Consider the following 20,353-nt stretch of genomic DNA (forward strand, 5'->3'; position numbering starts at 1 on the left):
CGCCCTCCTCTACCATTTTACTAAATGATTCGGCGGTTGAAACCGCTTCTTGTCAAACAAAGTCCGCCTTCGCGAGACTATATATATGAATGGAATTTGCACGCTTGCCAACGATACAGTTTACGACCAACTAATTGCCTTGCTCAACAGTATTGAAGTTATCTTAGGCTCCCATACTCCTGTCTGTATTTATCCTTTCGACGACCAAATAGAGCAAATTAAAACTGAAATTGTTAACCGTCCCAACGTCTTTATTTATGAAGATAGCGCCTCAATTCAGCGATGGGATAAATTCATGCAAGCAGCCGCACCCGAGCGTTTGAACCGCAAAAAATTTCGGCTTTACGGCGCACATCGGCGCTTTTGCGCTTTTGACGGCCCGTTTGAAAAGTTTATCTATATGGATGCCGATACTTTGGTGATGAATTCCCTTGATGCGGTTTTTCAGAAGTTAGAAGAATCGGATTTTGTGGTTTATGATTTTCAATTTCGCGACCCCACTAAAGTATACAATATTCACTCACCAAAACTCCTCGAAGTTTTTGAGCAAAATCGGATCGACTCGGAAATATTTTGTTCTGGATTTTACGCCAGCAAGCAAGGATTGTTTGAGCAAAATACTAGGGAATGGCTGTTAGCTCAACTGCAATCGGGCGAGGCGGAAATTCTCTATGAAGGTGCGGGAGAACAGCCGTTGCTCAATTATATGGTGATGAAAACGGGGATGAATAGCTATAATTTTGCTTATAGCCTCCCGGATGGCGAAAAAACCGGGTGCAGCGTGACTTCTAAACATTTTGAAGAGCAAGATCGGATTTTGTACGACAAGGGAAACCGACTTACTTATATTCATTATATTGGTGTGCAGCCTGATGTAATTAAGAGAGTTTGTGCGGGTGAAAATATTGACTTTCCCTATCGCGATTTGTTCCTGCATTACCGCTATCTCCGCGAACCGTCCAAGCGTCCGATTTTTGCCCAAGCGCCAAAGTCTTATACTGATGTTTCTGCGTCGAATTTGCTACAAAGAGTGTTGAGAAGGTTGAGGATAAATGTATGAATGGCGGTATTTATATTGTTGCGAATGATAAAGTGATCGAAAGTGCGATCGCCCTTTTAAACAGCATACGTCTGTACAATTGTCAAGTACCAATTTTTATGATTCCCTTCGACGACAATTATCAGCAAGTCGCAGCCGCACTCAGCAGTCTCCACGGGGTGCGATTGTTCCCAAATCTGCAGTTTGTGGAACAGTTTACCAAAGAAATTGGCCAAATGTTCGATCGCAACTTTTTAGCACTGCCTAATAAAATGCGAAAACTCGCCGCCTGGTTTGGCCCGCTTGATGAATTTCTGTACATCGATACCGATATCATCGTCTTTGAAGACATCGCAGCCAACCTTAACAAACTATCAGAAGTAGACTTTTTTTGCTGCGACTACCACCACCTCAGCGAAAAACTGCGAAATGTATTTTCACCACTTGTAAAAGAACAAAATATTTTTACAGACTCCCAGCTTCAAGATGTATTCAACAGCGGTTTTTGGGCTTCCAGAAAAGGAACTATTACAGAATCGCAAATGTATGGAATTTTGCGAGAATGTTCGCAGCATCGAGAATATTTTGACTTTACTCAAAATGTCACAGACCAACCTATACTAAATTATATCATTCTCAAGCTGATTCCCAAACGCTGCAACCTTGTTAAAATTTCAGCAACAGAACCCGGAAGCTGGGCGGGTTCCAAGCATTTTCAAGAAATAGATTATGTTCTTTATGACCGAGGCAAAAGGTTAAAATATATTCACTGGGCTGGGATACCGATTAAATCTGGTAGTCCTTATTGGAAACTTTGGAAATATTATCGTTATCTCAATGAGGAACAACCAAATTTAGTGCAAAAAATATTTCGGGCTTTCAGTAGGTGAGGATAAAATCATATGTTCTATCATTATCAACAAGCTTTGGAAAACAGGCAAGATGCCTGTTCCACAATCAATAAATTTTATTTGTTGTGGTGTGGGCATCTTGCCCGCACCACAAGAAATATATATGCGCTGGGTTACTTATTAACTAAAATCCGATGACTGATGGCATTTATGTTCTAGCAAACGATGTTGTTTTTGACCACTTAGTCGCGTTATTGAACAGTCTCGAAGTCAATGGGGCCAAAGATATTCAAGTTTGCATCATTCCCTATGATGATAACTTGAAAAAAGTGCGATCGCACATTTCCCGCCTACACAATGTCACCCTGTTTAAAAATAGCGATTCAATCATTTTCTGGGAAGACTTTGCAACTCAAGTTTGGAAAACTCATGCAAAAGCTCAAAAAACTTGGCAATCTAAAGGTTTGAAACCTGTTCAATGTTTGGAAATGCACCGAAAATTATGTTGTTTCGACGGCCCTTTTGATAAATTTATCTATTTTGACGCAGACACTCTGTTAATGGGTTCTCTAGACTACATTTATCAAAAGCTTGATGATTTTGATTGGGTAGCAAACGATTTTCAATACAAATCAGATCTCAATTATATATTTGATTTGTCCTCCCCAAAATTACCTCAAATTTTAAATTGGGACGCACTGCAATCTCATACTTTTTGTGCGGGTTGGTTTGCGTCAAAACCCGGGGTTTTAAATCGAAATAATTGCTATCAGCTTTTAGAAAAATTAACATCAGGAGAAGCGGAAATTATGTCTTTACGGGGCGCTGACCAATCTTTACTTAACTATTTAGTCGCCCGCAGCAAAATCTCTTTTTACAACTTTGCATATGCTCAACCCGAAGAGGTAACGGGAAATCATTGGTCTTCTCAATTTGATGTGATAGATGATGTTTTATATGATAAAGGACGGCGGCTGACTTACTTGCACTACATGAGTATTTCGGCTGCAAAGTTTACTCGATTGTGTGCTGGCGAAGATGTTGAGATTCCGTATCGAGAGGTATTTCTGCACTACCGTTATTTGAATTCGCCGGAAACACAGCCAAAACTCGCGCCTCCAAATTTGTTGGTTCGCTTGCAGAGAAATCTCAAAAGTTGGGGAATTCAAAAAGTTAACAATGTTCAATTTAAGTGGCGGAATTTCTGGGAGAGATATAGCAATCCTAAATGAGTCGTAAAGTTTTTACCCCACCCCAACCCTCCCCTTGGTAAGGGGAGGGAGTAAGAAATTCACAAATGATTTAGGATTGCTATAGCATCTAACTGTAATCTAACTGTACAAAGACTGAATCCACTCCCATTCGCGCCTTAAACCTTCTTCTAAAGCAACCTGCGGCTGATAGCCTAAGATTTTATTGGCTTTAGACACATCCGCGCTAGTGTGCCGCGCGTCTCCCCTCGCAGCTTCGGTAAAATCGATCCGAATTGGTCGATCGACAATTCTCTCTATTGTATCAATAACTTCTCTCAAAACTACCCGGCTTCCCCCACCAATATTAAAAACTTCCCCCGCAGCTTCCGGAACCTCAGCCGCCGCTAAATTCGCAGCAACGCAATCGCTGATAAACGTAAAATCCCGCGTTTGCAATCCGTCCCCGAAAATTGAAATCGCCTCGTCAAACAAAATCGACTTAAAAAACTTGTGAAAAGCCATATCGGGGCGCTGTCTCGGCCCGTAAACAGTAAAATAGCGCAGCGAAGTAGTCGGAAGGCCAAAATTTTTGTAATAAAGCCCGCACAAACGTTCACCGGCTAATTTCGTAATTCCGTAGGGAGAAACTGGCTGCGGACAAGCGTTTTCATTCGTGGGAAAAGATTCAGCATTGCCGTAAATTGAAGAAGAAGAAGCATACACAAACTTTTGCAATTTTGGCGCATCTTTGGCCGCTTCTAACAATACTTGAGTGCTGTTAATATTGCGTTCGGTATAGCTGCGAAAACCGTCGCCCCAGCTAGCACGAACTCCTGCTTGCGCCGCCTGATGAAATATTACCTTAACATCAGATAAAAGACCTCGCCAATTGAGAGACAAAATATCGCCTTCCACCAATTCAAAACCCGGATACTTTTCAAATCGTGCAATATTCTTGCGCTTGAGGGCCGGATCGTAATAATCGTTGAACTCATCAACACCGATCACCGTCTCTCCTCGATTTAAAAGAGTTTCTACTAAGTTAGACCCAATAAATCCCGCCGCACCCGTAACAATTAAAATACTCATTCGATTTTAGATTTTAGATTTTAGATTTTAGATTTTAAATCTTTAAAATTTTACACAAATTGCTGCCTAAGTTGTCATCCTCTTCTTTCTCTTCATCTGCGTTCTCGGCGGTTCCTAAAGCCTCTAATTAGGATAATCCTAAATAACTATCAACCCCTTTGCTTTTCACAAAAGAAGTTGATAGTTAACTTTCATTGTTCAAAAGAATCTAAATCCAGCGCTTGGGAACCTCCCCGTTCTAGCTCGATCAAAAGCTTGCCTAGCTGAGTCCAAACTAGCCAGGCAGTCAGTACCGTCAGTGGCAAAGCTAGCGCATAACAAAGTAGTTTTGGGAAGGCAAAAATCTCCATCCCCGAAGCTAAAAATACACAAATTCCGCCAGCCATTCCCAGAAAAGGTATCAGCAATTGCAGCCCTTGCAGGTCAGCCAAAGTGCGAGTAGAACGATTTTTAGACCACAGTTGTACGGCTTGTTTGAGAGTTGCTTCAAATGCTAGGCCGGAAGCCATACCTGCTAGTAATCCAGCCGACATTAAAAAATAGGGAGGTTCTGGAAAATAATACACGAATAATTCCTTAATTTGGGTAATTGGAAATTGGGAATTAGGAGTGGGGAATTGAGAATTTGGAATTGGGAATTGGCAAAAGTAGAATTATTTTTATTTCTTTTTCCCTCTTCCTTCTTCCTTCTTCCCTCTTCCTTCTTCCTTCTAATTAAAATCGAGTTAGCGCCGCTGCTCCTGTTGTGGAAAAATCCGCCAAAGCCCCTAGAGCAACGTTAAACAGGCGACCTGGTTGCAAGTCTTCCTTGACTAAGTTCCACAGGCGGCGAACTTCTTCGGTGTGGAGTCGATCGTCCTCTATCAAAGCCAATATCAATTGGCGTCTCAAAAACGACCCTTCATCTGACAGCAAATATTGCAAGCCTAGTTGGGCGGTGGGGAGCAAGTCGAAACTGCGATCGGATCGGGCGATCGCGATCATGTCCTCTAACCTGTTCCACTGGAATTTGCCATCTTTGAATAATACCTCAATCAGACGCCGCCGCAGTGCCGGAGATTCTCCGTTCAACAAACGCCGCGCTACATAAGGATACGCCACCTCGACTATCTTGAAATCGGGATTCAGCGTCAGGGCCAAACCTTCTTCTGTCACCAGAGAGCGAATAATTAAGGCAAATTTCGCCGGCACTCGGAAAGGATAATCGTACATCAACTCCGAAAACTGGTCTGTAATCGTTTTGAAGTTAAAATCTGACACCTTTTCGCCGACGATATCACCGAGTACAGATTCCAATGCCGGGACGATCGGCATAATATCTGTATCTGGAGTCAAAAAGCCAAGTTTGACAAAATCCTTGGCTAACTCTAAATAATCTTTGTTGATCAAATGAACGACAGAATCAACCAAAGTTTCTTTAGTTGTTTCTTCCATCTGATCCATCATCCCAAAATCAATGTAAGCCATGCGGCCGTCCGCTAAGGCAAACAGATTTCCCGGATGGGGGTCAGCGTGAAAAAATCCGTGTTCCAGCAACTGCCGCAAACCGCTGCGGACTCCGACTTCAATTAAACTATCGGTATCCAAACCTGCGGCTTTAACACGTTCTATATCTGTCAGCTTGATGCCCTCAATCCATTCGAGAGTCAGAACGCAATTTGATGTATAACGCCAGTAAATACTCGGAACTTTTACGGTCGGGTCGTCGGCAAAATTTGTAGCAAATTTCTCGGCGTTCCGTCCTTCATTGATATAATCAATTTCCTCGAACAATTTGATACCGAATTCATCAACTATTAAACAAAGGTCGTGACCGAGATTCAGCGGCAACAATGGGCCCAGCCATCCAGCCGCCCAGCGCATTAAATAAAGATCGAGGCTCAAGACAGGAAGCAAATTCGGTCGCTGAACCTTGACTGCTACTGCTTCTCCGGTGAGGAGGCGAGCTCGGTAGACTTGACCGAGACTTGCCGCTGCGACAGGTTCGGGGGAGATTTCGCTATAGGTTTCGCTAATTTTGCGATCGAGTTGCGCTTCAATAATCTCGAAAGCGCGCACCGAGTCAAACGGCGGCAATTGATCCTGAAGTTTGATCAATTCTTCGAGAAAGTCTTTGCGGATCAAATCCGGTCTGGTAGAAAGGGCTTGACCGACTTTAATGAAAGTGGGGCCCAAGCGAGTGAGTATTTGTCGCAGGTGGGCGGCCCGTTCCGGCTGGTGTGCTGCGACTTCGTGCTGCCAACTGTCCCACAGCATCCCCAGAACAAAGCCTGCAAAAGACCAAATAACGGTAATTGCTCGCCAAATTGCTTTCCAAGGACGGTTGCGGTAATAATGAGCGATCGCTTGTGGATCGTAGCGTCTAGCCTGAGTGAATTGATACTGAGGCACTCGTTTATTTTCCTCTTATCTTCTGAAAATTACAGGTTAAATTGAGAATTGGGCATCGGGCATCGGGCATCGGGCATCGGGCATCGGGCATCGGGGATGGGAAGTCGAAAGTTCAAACATTCTTTATTCTTCCCTCTTCCTTCTTCCTCTTCCTTCTTCCTTCTTCCTTCTTCCTTCTTCCTTCTTCATCATTGACCGATCGCATTCCAATTTTTAGGCGAGCGGAAAATGCACCCGTTCAAGGCGGATTGCTAGCCTAAATTTGTTTCTTTTCATTAAATATAGTACATAAAAGTACAAGTGATCGGTCAAAATACTTAACGGCTCTCTCTGAACCAGCCCAAAAACGGATACCAGCCCCGACTTAAGTCGTGGAAAGATAAAAATTTTAGACCCTAGTTCAAGCTCCCAGATTTATCTGTGGAGTAAATCTAAAATCTCAAATCTAAAATCTAAAATCGACTGACCGCTGCACATTCTCACAGCACTGCAACCCTGCAATTCTTTTCTCCTCCTGCATTTCCCTCGCTTCTGCCATCGCGCCAAAGCTACCGGATGCGATCGGCCTTTGCCAAGCAATCTTTCAGCCCATAAATCGTCCGCTCTTGTTGATCCCTCGACAGTTCGGGAAACATCGGCAAAGACAAGACCTCGCGACAAACTTGCTCGGCCTGTGGCAACTGACCGGGGAGATAGCCCAAAGATTTGTAAACAGGTTGCAGGTGCAAAGGTAACGGATAGTAAACCATCGAACCGATGCCGGATTCTTGCAACTGAACCCGCACCAAGTCCCGGAAATTGCCAGAGGGATTTTGCGCGTCTTCTGGACTTGTCAGCCGGATCGTGTATTGATTCCAAACTCCTTTTGCTTCCGGCAATTCTTTGGGGACGGCAACTCCGGGCACGCGGGAGAGAAATTCGCTGTAAAGTGTCGCTTTCTCCTGCCGCTGAGCGTTCCAACTGTCGAGATACCGCAATTTAATGCTGAGAATCACCGCTTGCAGGGCATCTAAACGGCTGTTGTACCCGATTTCTTCATAGAAATATCTAGAAGACTGTCCGTGTTCTTTGAGCACTCGCATCGAAGCTGCCAGGGCAGGATCGTTTGTCGTCACCGCGCCACCGTCACCGCAAGCGCCTAAATTTTTGGTCGGGTAAAAACTGAAGCAGCCGACATGGCCGATGCTGCCGACTTTTCGAGACTGCCACTCGGCCCCGACAGATTGGGCGCAATCTTCAATTACGGCTAAATTGTGCCGAGTCGCAATTTCCATCAGCCGAGTCATGTCTACCGGTTGGCCGAAGATGTGCACTGGCATAATTGCCTTAGTTTTGTCGGTAATTGCCGCTTCGAGGAGTTCGACATCCAGATTAAAAGTCTCGCTGTCAATATCGACAAATACTGGAGTCGCACCGACGGCGCTAATTACCTCAGCCGAAGCAAAAAAGGTAAAAGGAGTGGTAATCACTTCATCGCCGGGGCCAATTTTGAGGGCTCGCAAGGCCAAAATCAGCGCATCAGTGCCGGAGTTGCAGCCAACGCACTCGGAAACGCCGATGTAGTCGGCGAACTCTCGTTCAAAACTCTTTACGACCGGGCCGCCTACGTAGCCGCCAGAGGCAAGCACTTTTTGCACTGCAGCGCTTATCTCGTCGCCAATCTGCGCGTATTGGCGGGTTAAGTCGAGGGGGGGAACATTATTCACTCTTCACACCACAAATTTCAACCATTATCAAAGCAAATTCTTGCAGCAAAACTGTTTCTCAGAAACCTTTATTGCAATATCTTATATTTGGACAGGCAAACAATCACATTATCGAAAGGGTTCTCCGGTGTTAATTGAGCTAGATTTTACAGATTTGGGTTGGGCTTTGGGGATGGTGGCGATCGCGATCGGGCTTTCGGCGTGGCAAGGATTGGGATTGGAGGGGGCGATCGCGATCGCCGCGGGGCGTACCCTGATCCAGCTAATCTTAGTCGGATACGTGCTCGCAGTCGTATTTGACCCCGAGGGGAAAAATCCTTGGCTAGTTTTAGCAGTTTTAGCAATCATGCTGACAACAGCTAGCATGGTTGCCAGCAACCGCATCAGCAAAAAAATCAAGAACTTACTGCCCTTAGTTTGGGGTTCAATTTTTATCAGTACGGCCTTGACTCTCGCCTATACAAACTTGCTAATTTTGCAACCTGACCCTTGGTACGAACCGCAATACCTGATTCCTTTAGCGGGTATGATTTTGGGCAATGCCATGAACTCCGGGGCGATCGCCGGTGAAAGACTTCTGAGTACAGTTAATAGCAGCCAGTTAGAAATAGAAACCCATTTAAGTTTAGGTTCGACGCCGCAGCAAGCAGTAAAGCAGTACCGCAAAGATGCCATCAAAGCTGGATTAATCCCGACATTAAATACAATGACGGTGGTAGGAATCGTAACTTTACCCGGGATGATGACAGGTCAAATGCTGAGCGGTGTCAGTCCTCTCGATGCAGCATCTTACCAGATTTTGATTATGTTTGTGTTAGCGCTGGCAACTATAATCGCAACTCTGCTGTTGACTGAGGGATTGTCCCGGAAGTTTTTTAATCAAGATGCACAATTGATAAAATGGTAATTGGGAATTGGGAATTGGGCATTGGGCATTGGGAATTGGGCATTGATAATTGGGCATTGGGCCTTGATAATATAATGTAAGTAGGAACTTGCATTTAGTCTTATTTTATTGAACAGGCTTTCCGGCCTGTTCCACACAGAGTGAGTTATCTTGTGGGGTGAGCAGAATAGCCCGCCCCAGTCATCACTAAGGAGAATAGACATGATTCAAATAGCAACTAAACCGCTAACTTTTGAAGAATTTGCGGAATGGAAGCCCGAAAATGCACGTTATGAACTGCACAATGGAGAGATTGTTGAAATGTCACAGCCATTAGGAGAGCATGAAGAAGTTATCAGTTTTTTAGGTTCAGAGTTAAACGCTGAGTCCAGAAGGCGAAAACTTCCGTACATTTTCCCCAAACAAGCCTTAGTTAAAAAGATCGAAAACCTCTCTGCTTATTCTCCAGATATTTTGATATTAAACCGCCCAAATTTAGCATCAGAACCTCTGTGGCAAAAGTTCTCAACTGTGACTCAAGGCGCATCAATTCCGCTCGTTGTTGAAGTAGTTAGCACGAATTGGCAAGATGACTACATCAAAAAAGTAGGCGAATACGAACTAATCGGGATTCCTGAATACTGGATTGTGGATTATCTCGGGTTGGGTGGCCGCAGGTTTATTGGCAATCCCAAACAACCAACGATATCGGTTTATCAGTTGGTTGACGGCGAGTATGAGGTGAGTTTGTTTCGGGGAAATGATAGTATTGAGTCGCCAACTTTTCCAGAGTTGAAACTAACGGCGCAACAAGTTTTTCAAGCTGGATTGACTGCGGGTGAAATTGCTGGTGATGCGTGAGTGTAAATATTGCGATCATTCTGACTGACAAATTTTTCGCCCTCACGCACCCTACAACTACAACTACTTCGGTTCGTGACTCGCAATCCGCTTGCCTTCGCCATCGTACACCTGCATTGGGATTTTGGCGTTTTCGGCGATCGCCTCCAAGGCTTTTTGCAATGTTTGAACGTGCTTTTCTACAGCTTGGCGAGTCTTGGTAGCGTTGTTGTTTTCCGCTTGGATGAAAGTTTGTTGCAGTTTTTGCACGTAATTAGGAGTCATCTGCACGGCAATCAAACCTTTGCTAACAGTATAATCGCAAATCTTGGGGTTGCCTTTACAAGTTCTATCTAAATCCGTGCGGGCTTTTTGCAGGTTTCTTTCTTCCTGCAACCTTACTTCTGCTTGCTGCAAGGAAGTTTTGTAGGAAGCGAGCAGCGGTTGGGCTTTCTCGGAAAATGAAGTTGCCGCCGGCACTTGCTCCGCGTAACTCAAAGCTCTCCGCCAGTATTCTGATGCTTTAAACCAGGCGTTTTTGCCCTCAAAAATTCGAGCTTCCGCTGCTAAAGTCACAGCTTGAGTATACGCATTTTCCGAAATTCCTTCGACATTTTTGCGCTCGCGAGCTTCTGAAAGTTTGGTTTCGTATTTGGGAACTAGCAGTTTAGCTTGTTGGTAAGATGTCGTGCTCGTGGGAATTTCTGATAGGATGTCGAGGGATTCTTCCCAACCTGATTGCACTTGAGTCCAAGTCTCGGCTGTCTGAGCTACGGCTTCGCGAGCTTCTGCTATTTGGGCTGTATTTTTGGCGGCGAGCAGCGTTTTTTCGGCTTGTTTCTCTGTGCTTAACTGCCGATTTCCTGTTGCTACATTCTTCCGGTATTCTTTTGACTTTCTCTGAGCAAATGGATAAACTGGGCTGTCTGTGGGGATTTCTCCGAGTTCGGCGATCGCACTTTGCCACAGAGCTTGCGCTTCCTGCCCGTTCTCGGCCGAATAAGGCGGATTTTGGGTTTTCTGGGCTGCCGACTGTGCGAGGCGCGCTGCATCGATCGCAGAGTTTAAATTCTGATTTTGCTTCCGGTAGTTTTCCAGGGCGCTTTGAGCTTCACCGCGATGAATTGACCATGAGGGAATCGGTTCTAAAAGGGCGATCGCCTGTTTTAACTGTCGCTGCGCTTCTTGGGGACTGTTGGCAACTTTTGACGTTTTCAGCGTCTTCGTCGAATTCTCGCTCAACTGCTTGGCATTAGCTAATGCAGTACATTCTCCGATGACGCAGGGGCGGCTCAGCATATAATAACCGCCTGCCAAAATTAGCGCCGCCATGCTGACCATTCCTGCAGCAGCCAGCATCGCAAACGGTGAATGCTTGGGTTTTTGGTCAACTGTTACCGCTTCCATATCCAGCGGATTGAAGGGATTTTCTGCAATATCTGTCGGTATTGCAGCTACCTTAAAGGCGATCGGATCGGAATTGCTGGAACTCTCAGACAAATTGGGGAAATATTCATCATCCCACGCATCTTTCCCATCCGTTTCTAACGGTATCTCTTCCTCTACATCCGCCGTCTGGGCCGCATTTTCTGTTAATACTATCCCGGTTTCTGCTGCGGGGATATTCTCTGTTTTTTTGAACAACTGTACTGTTTTGGGTCTAGACAAAACAGGCTGGTGCATGGTAAAAGAATGGAAAGCATAAGGCTGTTTTTGCCCGGTAATTTTTAGGCAAAGCCCAATCTGTTGAATAGATTCCGGTTCAATTTCGATAATTGCGGCTTCTAGCACCGCAAAAGTCGGTTTTGCTTTGAGAACTAAACTGCGCGGGTGTTCTCCCACAACCGTTAAAGAGTCATCTCGAAAATCGCAACTAATATAAAGCGGTAAATTTTTAAATCCGGCTGCTTGCAAGTGCTGCTGCAACTTTACTTCGAGAATTTGGGCGTTGGTTTGTCGCGCTGCTACTGTCATATTTTTCCTCTGTCTGATATCACCACTTTCGATTTTAGATTTTGAATTTTAGATTTGAGATTGCAGAACTGTCGGGATTTTTGATTTGTTTGAATTTTGACACCGATTCATCCCAAATCTTAACTCTTAAAATTCAAGTTGCAACAAAATCTTAACTCTCAAATCTAAACTTGCAAAGTCTCTCCATAACTTTCACTGTAATAAACTTGAGTCACCTCAAAACGCCCGCCGTATTGTTTCAAAGGTTCTGCTGCATAACCAAGCGGCAGCAAACAGCAAACATCTACTTCTTCGGGGATTTGAAAGGCTTCTTTCACCTTAGCGCCGACAAAACCTTCCATCGGACAACTATCTACCCCAAAGCTTTTAGCTGCAATCATTAAGTGAGCTACTGCGAGCATTGTATGCCTGTTTGTCCAAGTTTCTAGGGACTCGAAGCAGGGACGGTTCTCGAACAATTGCGGGATTGCTTGTCGCATATAACCGGCTAAATTGTCATTCATTGCGCCTGCGGCTTTGCCCAATTCGATGACGGCTTCGGTGTTTTCGGGTTCACCGGCGCGCCGATCGCCACAACAGATTAATACTACTGGGGCTTCTACCACTTGGCGCTGATCGAAAGCGCAAGCTTTTAATTTTTCTTTGCTGGCTGGGTCTTGAAGTACAATAAACCGCCAAGGCTGCAAGTTGTAACCAGACGGCGATCGCACTCCCAACCGCAAAATCTCTGCCAATATTGCTGGGGGAATCGGATCGGGTTTGAAACTGCGCGCGGCCCGTCGGCTTTCGATCGCGGTTTTAACATTAATTGAAGGTTGGATTTCAATTGTCATGGATAATTGGTAATTGGTAATTGGTAATCGGTAATTGGGAATTGGGTATCCGGTATCGGGTACTGGAAGTTGAAAGTTACAAGTTCAGTCCTGGACGAATAACCTAATTATTTAGGGTGCGCCGTGGGCAGCTTACGCCCATTAGGAATTGGGAATTATACCAGTTCCCAAAAGGATGCAACTCTAAAGAATATCCCAACCATTATGCAGTCATTCCCAATTTTTTAATCGAAAATCGAAAATCGAAAATCGAAAATCGTATCATCCCAAGCCCAACTCGCGCTTGAGCAAATTAATGGACTTAGAGCCGATGTAATTTTCGGAGCATATCAGTTGCGGGGGACGAATAATATCTTCTCTAGCCGCATTGATGGCAGCTTTTACTGTAGCAAAACTCGGTTGGTCGCAAAAAATTGTTCTGGCCGATCGCACGATCGAGTTAATCTTGTACTCGTCTGACACCAAGGCCGTCATCACCAGTAAATCCTCTCCCCGGATGCTGTGGATGATGACTTCGGTCGATCGCAGCATTCCCGGACTCAGGCTGACGAGCCCTAAATAACTGTCTTTCGGCAAACCCCCGACTAGCTGGATTTCCTGGCTGTAGTCGTAGATGTCTACGGGAATAACTCGCACCGAACGCGGTGCCGAAATCGATTCTGCTTCTCCGATAAAATATCGACTCGTGATCACAGTTCCCGAAGAGATTTGATCCAAAAAAGTACCTAGCTGTTCCATCGGCACTAACTGTATGGGAATGCGCAGAGCTTGTTCGAGTTCTTTCGCCATCAGCTCGCCCACGCCGATGTCTTCTGTGGGGGCTGTGACGAGCACTCGGGCGCTGCACCTGAGCCGCCAGTCAATTTCGGCCAAAAATAATTCCCTCGCTTGGTTGAGCGTACAGCCCTGTTCCAGCAGTTGATCGATACTTCCTTGCACTATTTTGTTGGCAAGGGGATATTCTTCGAGGATCGGAGATTTGAGTTTGTTGCCTACAACTTCGTTGCCTTGAGCGCGGACGTAAATGCCCGATCCTGCTTGGGCTTCTACGAGTCCGGTATTTTCGAGCTGGCGGTATACTTTGCTAATGGTGTTGCGGTGCAAACCCGTCTGCATGGCTAGCTGTCTGGTGCTGGGCAAGCGGTGTCCGGGCGGAAATTGTCGCGAGGCGATCGCAAACCTGATTTGATTGAATAGTTGGGTGGATGCTGGAATATCGCTATCGGTTTGAATATGAAATTGAACCATTATTAAAGGCTCCGACGACTTCAACTTAGTATTTTTATAACGTCGAGTACCGCGCCTAGGATTGCTCGGATATCTCTGTCTATAGCATAATCTTATTTGGTTGATCTGCGGTGGCGGTTTTGCTTGCCTTGCGATCGCAGCCACTTTTTCGTTCCCCGTAGGGACACGGCATTGCCGTGTCCCTACAATGGCTGTATCTCGCTTCGATATCTATAGGCGAACACTCCTAAAAAAACGCTTTTTATAAAATCGGGATGCTCCCTATTTACTCTCAAATTTTGAGATCGCTTGCTGTTTTTCGGCCCGTCAGCAAATAAGTCCGCATTTCCCCTTTACCTTTAATCTCGATCTCGCCGCGATCTTCAAATTCATATTTATCCTGGAGCAACTCATAAGTATAGTGGCTGACTTGAATGCGACCTGTTATGCCGTGAGATTCCATGCGGCTGGCTGTATTCACGGCATTTCCCCACAAATCGTAAATGAATTTTTTAGTGCCGATTACGCCCGCTACCACCGGGCCGCTATTAATCCCGATGCGGAGGTCAAATTGCGCGTCTAGCTTCACATTTAACTCCTTAATTGCCGCTAGCATATCCAGCGCCATTTCGGCGATCGCCTCTGCGTGGTCTGGGCGTTCAATGGGAATACCGCCTGCTACCATGTAAGCGTCCCCGATCGTCTTAATTTTTTCTAAGCCGTGCTTCTCACTCAGTTGGTCAAAAGCTGAGAAAATTTCATTCAGCAAGTACACTAATTTAGTTGCGGACATGGTGGTAGAAATTTGGGTAAAATTCACCAAGTCAGCAAAAAGAATTGTTGCTTTTTCAAACTTATCTGCAATCAACCCCGGTTGGTACTTCAACCTGTCGGCGATCGGTTCTGGCAAAATATTTAGCAGTAAACTTTCAGTTTTTTTCTGTTCTTTCCTGAGTGCTGATTCCATCCGCTTGCGCTTGGTTATGTCGTGAAAAAACACTGAAATGCCGTCATGAGAAGGAAAAGCCCGGACTTCCACCCATACTTTTAAGGGACGATAATATTGTTCAAAAGCCACTCCAACTTGTTTTGCTACAGCTCCATGATACTCTTCATAAACATCCGAATTCACTAATTCTGGAAACTCTTCCCAAAAATTTTTACCATAAAGTTCTTCCGGCGATCGCTGTAGAAATTGCGCTGCTTTGTAATTGACGTAAGTAAATCGCCATTGGAGGTCGAAAGCAAAAAAAGCATCGCTCATCCCTTCCAAAAAATTGACAATTTGCTCGTCACTTGAACGGAGTTTTTCTTCAACTTGTTTCTGCCGAACCTGTGCGCGCTTTAATTTAGTCAGATTAATTCGCAACTCCATTTGGGTAATAACTTGCCGCCCTAAAGTCCGCAGCGCTTCTAGCTGTTCTGGAGTTAGTTTTCGAGGAACTGTATCTATCGCGCACAAAGTGCCGAGCGGGAAACCGTCAGCAGTTACAAGCGGGGCTCCAGCATAAAATCGAATATTTGGATCGGAAGTTACTAGCGGATTGCCGGCAAAGCGATCGTCTTCTAGAGCATTCGGTACAACTAGCAATTCGTTGGGATTTAAAATAGCGTGGGCGCAAAAAGCTAACTCTCTCGGAGTTTCTGGCGCTTCCAGACCGACTTTTGATTTAAACCACTGTCGGTTAGAATCTATTAAGCTGACTAAAGCAATAGGAGTGCCGCAAATATAGGAGGCTAAAGCTGTTAGGTCATCAAAAGCTGCTTCGGCATCTGTATCGAGAATGTGGTAGCGGTAAAGTGCTTCTAGCCTCTCTTCTTCGTTGCTGGGCAAAGGTGCAGCTTGCATCGGCGGTGGCGATGATACACGTTTCTGAAAAATGCGCGCAAGTCTCTGTGCTGCGAATTTTTGGACTTGCGCGGCAAGTTTTTCAACAAGCATCAAAAGACCTATTTGCCAAGAAGCTTTATTCATCAAAAAAATGGGTTGGAAACCCCGTCCTTTTAGGACGGCTTTACGGTTCGCCAAGAGTTGTAAGCCAAAAACTTACAATCCGTGGGCTTTGCGTTTTGGCACAGGCGTTTTCCTGTATCAAGGTTGTGCAGGCTAATGCGAGATTTCTGAATATCTTCGCCACCTACATAACACTTGCCGTATTTCGGATGCTTGACAATTCCCCCACGCTTTAATCCTTGTGACATGGAGCCACCATAAGGACGGCGATATCGGTTTTTCCCAGGATTGAAGACGTGTAATTGCCTGCGATAAATGCGGATGGGCTTACATTCCATTACCAATGTGTTTTCTGGTGATGTATGACCACCTACCAACAAGTAAGCTAGTACCCAGGAATCGACACAATGGGCGTCAAAACCATTAGACAACTTTGCTTTGGATTTTTTTAAACCCCATTCTTGACGAGTTAAGTAAGTGTCGGTATAGCTATCAAACTTGGTGACGGGTGCAATTATTTCTAATTGGGAATAACACCAATTTTTGCCGACTTCTAAGGTCGAAAATGACTTGTTCCATTTACGACAACCTTTTTTGGCTACTGCTTTTATATCCTCAATTCCAATGTTTGAGATAGGAAATAAGCCATCAAAGACTTTAACTACTCGGATTTTGAACTGCCAGCGAGCTTTAGTGCTGGGAGGAATCCCGCCCCGCTTGCGGTTTTGACGGGGTTTGCGGCAAGGTGTTTTACGATAGCGCCTCGCACGTCTGGCATTTGTACTTGTCTCTTCAGACTCCTTGACCCAATCAACAGCATGAAATTGCTGATTTAAGTAGGTGTGAGCTTTTGATTTGACTGTGTAACCCTCACGTTTAGAACCCGGATCGATTCCAACTGCTACGGGTTGAGTATGACGATTTGAAGGTTCAACGTTTAAGCGAACACAAAATATCCCTTTACGGAAAAACGGTGTTGCTTTTTTAGATTTAATCCAACGCTCTGCCCTTGCGGGTGTTGTTGGCATTAAAGGACGCCGATCTCGATCGACTACGGGAACATATTGCATGGGGTTGGTTTAGCGGTAAGCCTAACTGTTTAATTTCCTTCGACTTTGACTAACGGAGTGGTTACGGGTTAGGAAAAGCGCCTGTAACGTCCCTTGAAGTGCCACCTTCAGTTAGTTCAAATTGGTTTCTCAACCGTTGTCTAGTCCTACTTGCGCTTGTTTTCCACCTATGGCTTGGCTTCCTTACAAGCCCCATCCCTTTAGGGTGGGGTTAGTGACCTTTATTTATCTTTTTTCATACCCGATCGAACTGAGGGCGATCGATCTAATTCAATCGATACTTATGCACTTACCGCAACTAACTCCTCAATCTCCAGAGCTTTTGTCGGCAATTTCCCTGTCAATACTTCTCTACCCTCTTCGCTGACAAGTATATCATCTTCTATGCGTATTCCCCGCACATCTGCAAATTTTTCCAACTTCTCCCACTTAACAAAATCTTTATATTTGGCACGATTTTCAGAGTCATTCAAAATTGCCGGAACTTGATAAAATCCCGGTTCGATCGATACCAGCATTCCCGGACGCAAAACTCGATTCAGCCGCAAAAATCCCAACCCAAACCGACTGCTTCTCGTTCTTCCTTCTTCATAGCCAGCCAAATCTCCTAAATCTTCCATATCGTGAACATCTAAACCGATTAAATGTCCGATACCGTGGACAAAAAACAGCGCGTGAGCGTCCATTTCTACCAAATCTTCAACATTCCCCCGCAAAATGCCCAAATCAACCAATCCTTCCGCCATAATTCGACCAGCTAACAGGTGAATGTCTTGATATTCCATGCCCGGACTAATTTTATCGATACAAGCATCGTGCGCTGCCAAAACCACATCATATATCGCTTTTTGAGTCGGAGAAAACTTGCCAGAAACGGGCCAAGTGCGAGTCACATCAGCCGCCCATCCCATTGATGTTTCCGCACCGACATCTGCTAACAGCAAATCTCCTGTTTGTAGGGGATTGTGATAATGTTCGCTGTGCAGGACTTCCCCATGCACAGTAACGATACTGGGATAGGCATAGGTCATATTTTTGGAGATGATGACACTTTCCATTGCAGCGCGCACCCCTGCTTCAATTTGAACATTTCCAGTTGCCGCCATTCCCGCTTTGTGAGCTTCTACGGTGACAGCCGCAGCTTGACGCAATTCTGCCAAACTGGCTGCATCGTGGCTCAGGCGCAGAGATACGATCGCCTGAGTTAATTCTAGGTCGATTCCGGTTGGGGATTTGGGCGGTGCCAGAGGGCGATCGAGAATTTGAGACTGTTGCAACTGAGTCAAAGAATCCTGAACGGCGATAGTTGCTGCATTTGTCGAACGCGCTTTCAATTCGGCCATTGGAAAAGCAGCATCAGCCCCAATTAGTTCAGCAATTTCTGCTCTTTTCGGCATTTCTCCGTGCCAAAGAGTGCTGCTAGCAGGTGCGTCATCTAAGAACAGTTCTAATTTGCCAGATTCTAAGCGAATGGCAGCATTTTCTAAGGGCAAACCAGCAAAATATAGAAAGTGACTGCTGGCGCGAAAGGGATAAGTAAGTGCCGGATAATTGCGAGGAATGCTGCAACCAGACCAGAGAATTGTAGGAAAATCAATTAAACTGGCTAGTTTTTGCCGCCGTTGGTGTAAACTATTTGCTAAAAACTTATCACTTTTTGTAATTTTCATGGGTAAAAACCAATTATTTTGAGTTTGGTTTGCAGTAAGCCGGGAGTTTTTTTGTTCTCGGCATTAATGCACTAAAATCCTGACTGCCAAGTTTGCCGTCATTTTTGGAAAAAGTTTCATCTTTATCTTCTTCCTTGCTATCATCTGTTTGGCGGTCTTTGCGATCGTATTTGTCGCGATCGTCGGCATAATTTTGTTCAGTAATAACACTGTCAGACTGCTAGGACAAAAAGGCTGGAAGTGCGACTCCGCCGACAATTAGCATCGTCGGTGGCAATACCCGCAATCAGCAAAATTTGTTCGTCGGGTGTTTGTTGATTTTGTGACATGAGCGATCGCCTCTATTGACTGTTTTATATTTTAGACTTTAAAGTATAAGTAAAATGTACGGAAAAAAACATGAAAACTGTTCACAAAGCTCCTCAAACTTCCTTGCAACTACGCGACTGGCCGATCGCACACTTACCGGGATTGAGCAAGGAAAACCAGTCTCAACTGGAAGAGTGCAGCATCACCACAACCGAACAACTAATTCGCATGACGAAAACGCAGGCTGCGAAAGTGTTGCTAGCGCATCAATTACAGATTAACATTCAATATGTTAATAAATGGGTAGCGATGGCAAATTTGGCTCGAATTCCGAGTGTAGGGTGTCAGTATTGCGGGCTGTTACTTCACGCCGGAGTGGCTTCTCCGGCTCAATTGGCTCAAATGCCCGTGGAGAGATTGCACCAACAAATTTTAAGGCTGCACGTAGCGACAATGCAGCGCAATGACTTAACTCCTTCAGTCGATCGCGTGCAAAAATGGGTTCAACAAGCTAGATTAGTCAGTAGTCAGTAGTCATTAGTCATTAGTTAGTAGTCATTATTATGTCAATTCAAGTTTACGGAATCCCGAACTGCGGAACCTGCAAAAAAGCTTTCCAGTGGCTCAAAGATAGCGACATTAATTACGAGTTCATTAACACAAAAGAACAGCAGCCAACTCGCGAAACAATTAAAAGCTGGGTAGCTGCTTTGGGTTTTAAACCTATGCGAAATACTTCCGGTCAATCTTACCGCGCTTTGGGCGATGACAAAAATAATTGGACTAGCGAACAGTGGGTGGAGGCTTTTGCTAAAGATGCGATGCTGCTTAAACGTCCTCTTTTCGTTAAAGATGGAACGGCTGTTTTAGTAGGTTTCAAAGAAGACACCATTCGAGAAAAATTGGGGCTTTCAACAAGCTGAGTTCAGACTGTTGTTCGCCGCAAAAACTTAAGTTCGCCCAGATCATCCGTGAAACCCCAACGCTCGTAAAACGGCATCATGTTCGGCAAACAACTAAGAGAAAAACTCTCGACAGCTTGCAGTTCGGGATGATTTAAAACTGCATCCATCAACTTCGCACCCAGTCCCATCTTTCTGTGTGTCGGCTTGATAATGAAATCAAAAATCATGGCTCTGTATACGAAATCGGTAATGACGCGGCTAATGCCAATTAGTCGATCGCTCTCATCGACAAAACCAATGATAACATCAGTCGCAGCCAGCATTTTCACAACATCCTCCGGGAGCGTGTCACTTTTGCGATGAGTATTTATACTCAAACATTTCTTCGCTTACCAATTAAGCCATTTAAGTAAGCA

General features: G+C 45.0%; 18 protein-coding genes. 7 read left to right on the forward strand and 11 right to left on the reverse strand.

Annotation, left to right across the window (positions count from 1 at the left end; translation table 11 throughout):
• The first annotated feature begins 85 nt into the window (after positions 1–85).
• From QUA20_RS16695 to QUA20_RS16705, 3 genes are all read left to right on the forward strand, one after another.
• A complete protein-coding gene (locus QUA20_RS16695; RefSeq protein ID WP_333190023.1) occupies positions 86–1,060 on the forward strand; it encodes an Npun_R2821/Npun_R2822 family protein in 975 nt (324 codons plus the stop codon).
• The gene (locus tag QUA20_RS16700; protein ID WP_333190025.1) at positions 1,057–1,929 is read left to right on the forward strand and encodes an Npun_R2821/Npun_R2822 family protein; all 873 of its coding nucleotides are present in this window, start codon (positions 1,057–1,059) and stop codon (positions 1,927–1,929) included. The genes QUA20_RS16695 and QUA20_RS16700 overlap by 4 nt, the downstream gene beginning before the upstream one ends.
• A gap of 155 nt (positions 1,930–2,084) precedes the next feature.
• The gene (locus QUA20_RS16705; protein WP_333190026.1) at positions 2,085–3,122 is read left to right on the forward strand and encodes an Npun_R2821/Npun_R2822 family protein; all 1,038 of its coding nucleotides are present in this window, start codon (positions 2,085–2,087) and stop codon (positions 3,120–3,122) included.
• Positions 3,123–3,221: 99 nt separating this feature from the next.
• Here the strand turns inward: QUA20_RS16705 and QUA20_RS16710 are convergent, their stop codons facing one another.
• The 4 genes from QUA20_RS16710 to QUA20_RS16725 all read right to left on the reverse strand — a co-directional run bounded on the left by QUA20_RS16710 (position 3,222) and on the right by QUA20_RS16725 (position 8,269).
• On the reverse strand, positions 3,222–4,172 hold the full coding sequence (locus tag QUA20_RS16710; protein WP_333190028.1) for an NAD-dependent epimerase/dehydratase family protein: 951 nt from the start codon (positions 4,170–4,172) through the stop codon (positions 3,222–3,224).
• Positions 4,173–4,363: 191 nt separating this feature from the next.
• Positions 4,364–4,738 (reverse strand): hypothetical protein, encoded by a 375-nt coding sequence (locus QUA20_RS16715; RefSeq protein ID WP_333190030.1) that lies wholly within the window; start codon positions 4,736–4,738, stop codon positions 4,364–4,366.
• 148 nt (positions 4,739–4,886) lie between these two features.
• Positions 4,887–6,563, reverse strand: coding sequence for an AarF/UbiB family protein (locus QUA20_RS16720; protein WP_172185936.1), 1,677 nt, complete (start codon positions 6,561–6,563; stop codon positions 4,887–4,889).
• A 548-nt stretch (positions 6,564–7,111) separates the two neighbouring features.
• Positions 7,112–8,269, reverse strand: a complete 1,158-nt coding sequence (locus QUA20_RS16725) for a DegT/DnrJ/EryC1/StrS family aminotransferase (protein WP_333190032.1) — start codon at positions 8,267–8,269, stop codon at positions 7,112–7,114.
• Positions 8,270–8,396: 127 nt separating this feature from the next.
• On the opposite strand from QUA20_RS16725, the gene QUA20_RS16730 reads away from it, so the two are divergent.
• On the forward strand, positions 8,397–9,176 hold the full coding sequence (locus QUA20_RS16730) for an ABC transporter permease (protein ID WP_333190034.1): 780 nt from the start codon (positions 8,397–8,399) through the stop codon (positions 9,174–9,176).
• 201 nt (positions 9,177–9,377) lie between these two features.
• Complete coding sequence (locus QUA20_RS16735) at positions 9,378–10,016, forward strand: Uma2 family endonuclease (RefSeq protein WP_333190036.1); 639 nt, start codon at positions 9,378–9,380, stop codon at positions 10,014–10,016.
• A gap of 63 nt (positions 10,017–10,079) precedes the next feature.
• Here QUA20_RS16735 and QUA20_RS16740 read toward each other — a convergent pair whose 3' ends face one another.
• The 6 genes from QUA20_RS16740 to QUA20_RS16765 form a co-directional block, all read right to left on the reverse strand.
• Complete coding sequence (locus tag QUA20_RS16740; protein ID WP_333190038.1) at positions 10,080–11,969, reverse strand: hypothetical protein; 1,890 nt, start codon at positions 11,967–11,969, stop codon at positions 10,080–10,082.
• Positions 11,970–12,133: 164 nt separating this feature from the next.
• Positions 12,134–12,802: a nitroreductase family protein gene (locus QUA20_RS16745; protein WP_172185974.1), complete on the reverse strand. Its 669-nt coding sequence runs from the start codon at positions 12,800–12,802 to the stop codon at positions 12,134–12,136.
• A gap of 261 nt (positions 12,803–13,063) precedes the next feature.
• On the reverse strand, positions 13,064–14,050 hold the full coding sequence (locus QUA20_RS16750) for a GntR family transcriptional regulator (protein ID WP_333190041.1): 987 nt from the start codon (positions 14,048–14,050) through the stop codon (positions 13,064–13,066).
• A 271-nt stretch (positions 14,051–14,321) separates the two neighbouring features.
• The gene (locus QUA20_RS16755) at positions 14,322–15,878 is read right to left on the reverse strand and encodes an adenylate/guanylate cyclase domain-containing protein (protein ID WP_445304681.1); all 1,557 of its coding nucleotides are present in this window, start codon (positions 15,876–15,878) and stop codon (positions 14,322–14,324) included.
• A gap of 155 nt (positions 15,879–16,033) precedes the next feature.
• Positions 16,034–17,053 (reverse strand): RRXRR domain-containing protein, encoded by a 1,020-nt coding sequence (locus QUA20_RS16760; RefSeq protein WP_333190045.1) that lies wholly within the window; start codon positions 17,051–17,053, stop codon positions 16,034–16,036.
• Positions 17,054–17,334: 281 nt separating this feature from the next.
• Complete coding sequence (locus QUA20_RS16765; protein ID WP_333190047.1) at positions 17,335–18,723, reverse strand: aminopeptidase P family protein; 1,389 nt, start codon at positions 18,721–18,723, stop codon at positions 17,335–17,337.
• Positions 18,724–19,122: 399 nt separating this feature from the next.
• On the opposite strand from QUA20_RS16765, the gene QUA20_RS16770 reads away from it, so the two are divergent.
• A complete protein-coding gene (locus QUA20_RS16770; RefSeq protein WP_172185944.1) occupies positions 19,123–19,566 on the forward strand; it encodes a DUF4332 domain-containing protein in 444 nt (147 codons plus the stop codon).
• Positions 19,567–19,595: 29 nt separating this feature from the next.
• Complete coding sequence (locus QUA20_RS16775) at positions 19,596–19,955, forward strand: Spx/MgsR family RNA polymerase-binding regulatory protein (protein WP_333190049.1); 360 nt, start codon at positions 19,596–19,598, stop codon at positions 19,953–19,955.
• A gap of 2 nt (positions 19,956–19,957) precedes the next feature.
• On the opposite strand, the gene QUA20_RS16780 is transcribed toward QUA20_RS16775, so the two are convergent.
• Positions 19,958–20,314 (reverse strand): GNAT family N-acetyltransferase, encoded by a 357-nt coding sequence (locus QUA20_RS16780; RefSeq protein WP_333190051.1) that lies wholly within the window; start codon positions 20,312–20,314, stop codon positions 19,958–19,960.
• Positions 20,315–20,353: the final 39 nt, after the last annotated feature.

Origin of the sequence: Microcoleus sp. Pol7_A1, assembly GCF_036701085.1 — a bacterium.
Taxonomy (GTDB): Bacteria; Cyanobacteriota; Cyanobacteriia; order Cyanobacteriales; family Microcoleaceae; genus Microcoleus; species Microcoleus asticus.

Excerpts from the sequence above, each read along its gene's own strand:
- QUA20_RS16695 (WP_333190023.1), top strand. The coding sequence starts at position 86 with ATGAATGGAATTTGCACGCTTGCCAACGATACAGTTTACGACCAACTA.
- QUA20_RS16700 (WP_333190025.1), top strand. The coding sequence starts at position 1,057 with ATGAATGGCGGTATTTATATTGTTGCGAATGATAAAGTGATCGAAAGT.
- QUA20_RS16705 (WP_333190026.1), top strand. The coding sequence starts at position 2,085 with ATGACTGATGGCATTTATGTTCTAGCAAACGATGTTGTTTTTGACCAC.
- QUA20_RS16710 (WP_333190028.1), bottom strand. The coding sequence starts at position 4,172 with ATGAGTATTTTAATTGTTACGGGTGCGGCGGGATTTATTGGGTCTAAC.
- QUA20_RS16735 (WP_333190036.1), top strand. The coding sequence starts at position 9,378 with ATGATTCAAATAGCAACTAAACCGCTAACTTTTGAAGAATTTGCGGAA.
- QUA20_RS16740 (WP_333190038.1), bottom strand. The coding sequence starts at position 11,969 with ATGACAGTAGCAGCGCGACAAACCAACGCCCAAATTCTCGAAGTAAAG.
- QUA20_RS16745 (WP_172185974.1), bottom strand. The coding sequence starts at position 12,802 with ATGACAATTGAAATCCAACCTTCAATTAATGTTAAAACCGCGATCGAA.
- QUA20_RS16750 (WP_333190041.1), bottom strand. The coding sequence starts at position 14,050 with ATGGTTCAATTTCATATTCAAACCGATAGCGATATTCCAGCATCCACC.
- QUA20_RS16755 (WP_445304681.1), bottom strand. The coding sequence starts at position 15,878 with ATGCAAGCTGCACCTTTGCCCAGCAACGAAGAAGAGAGGCTAGAAGCA.
- QUA20_RS16760 (WP_333190045.1), bottom strand. The coding sequence starts at position 17,053 with ATGCAATATGTTCCCGTAGTCGATCGAGATCGGCGTCCTTTAATGCCA.
- QUA20_RS16765 (WP_333190047.1), bottom strand. The coding sequence starts at position 18,723 with ATGAAAATTACAAAAAGTGATAAGTTTTTAGCAAATAGTTTACACCAA.
- QUA20_RS16770 (WP_172185944.1), top strand. The coding sequence starts at position 19,123 with ATGAAAACTGTTCACAAAGCTCCTCAAACTTCCTTGCAACTACGCGAC.
- QUA20_RS16775 (WP_333190049.1), top strand. The coding sequence starts at position 19,596 with ATGTCAATTCAAGTTTACGGAATCCCGAACTGCGGAACCTGCAAAAAA.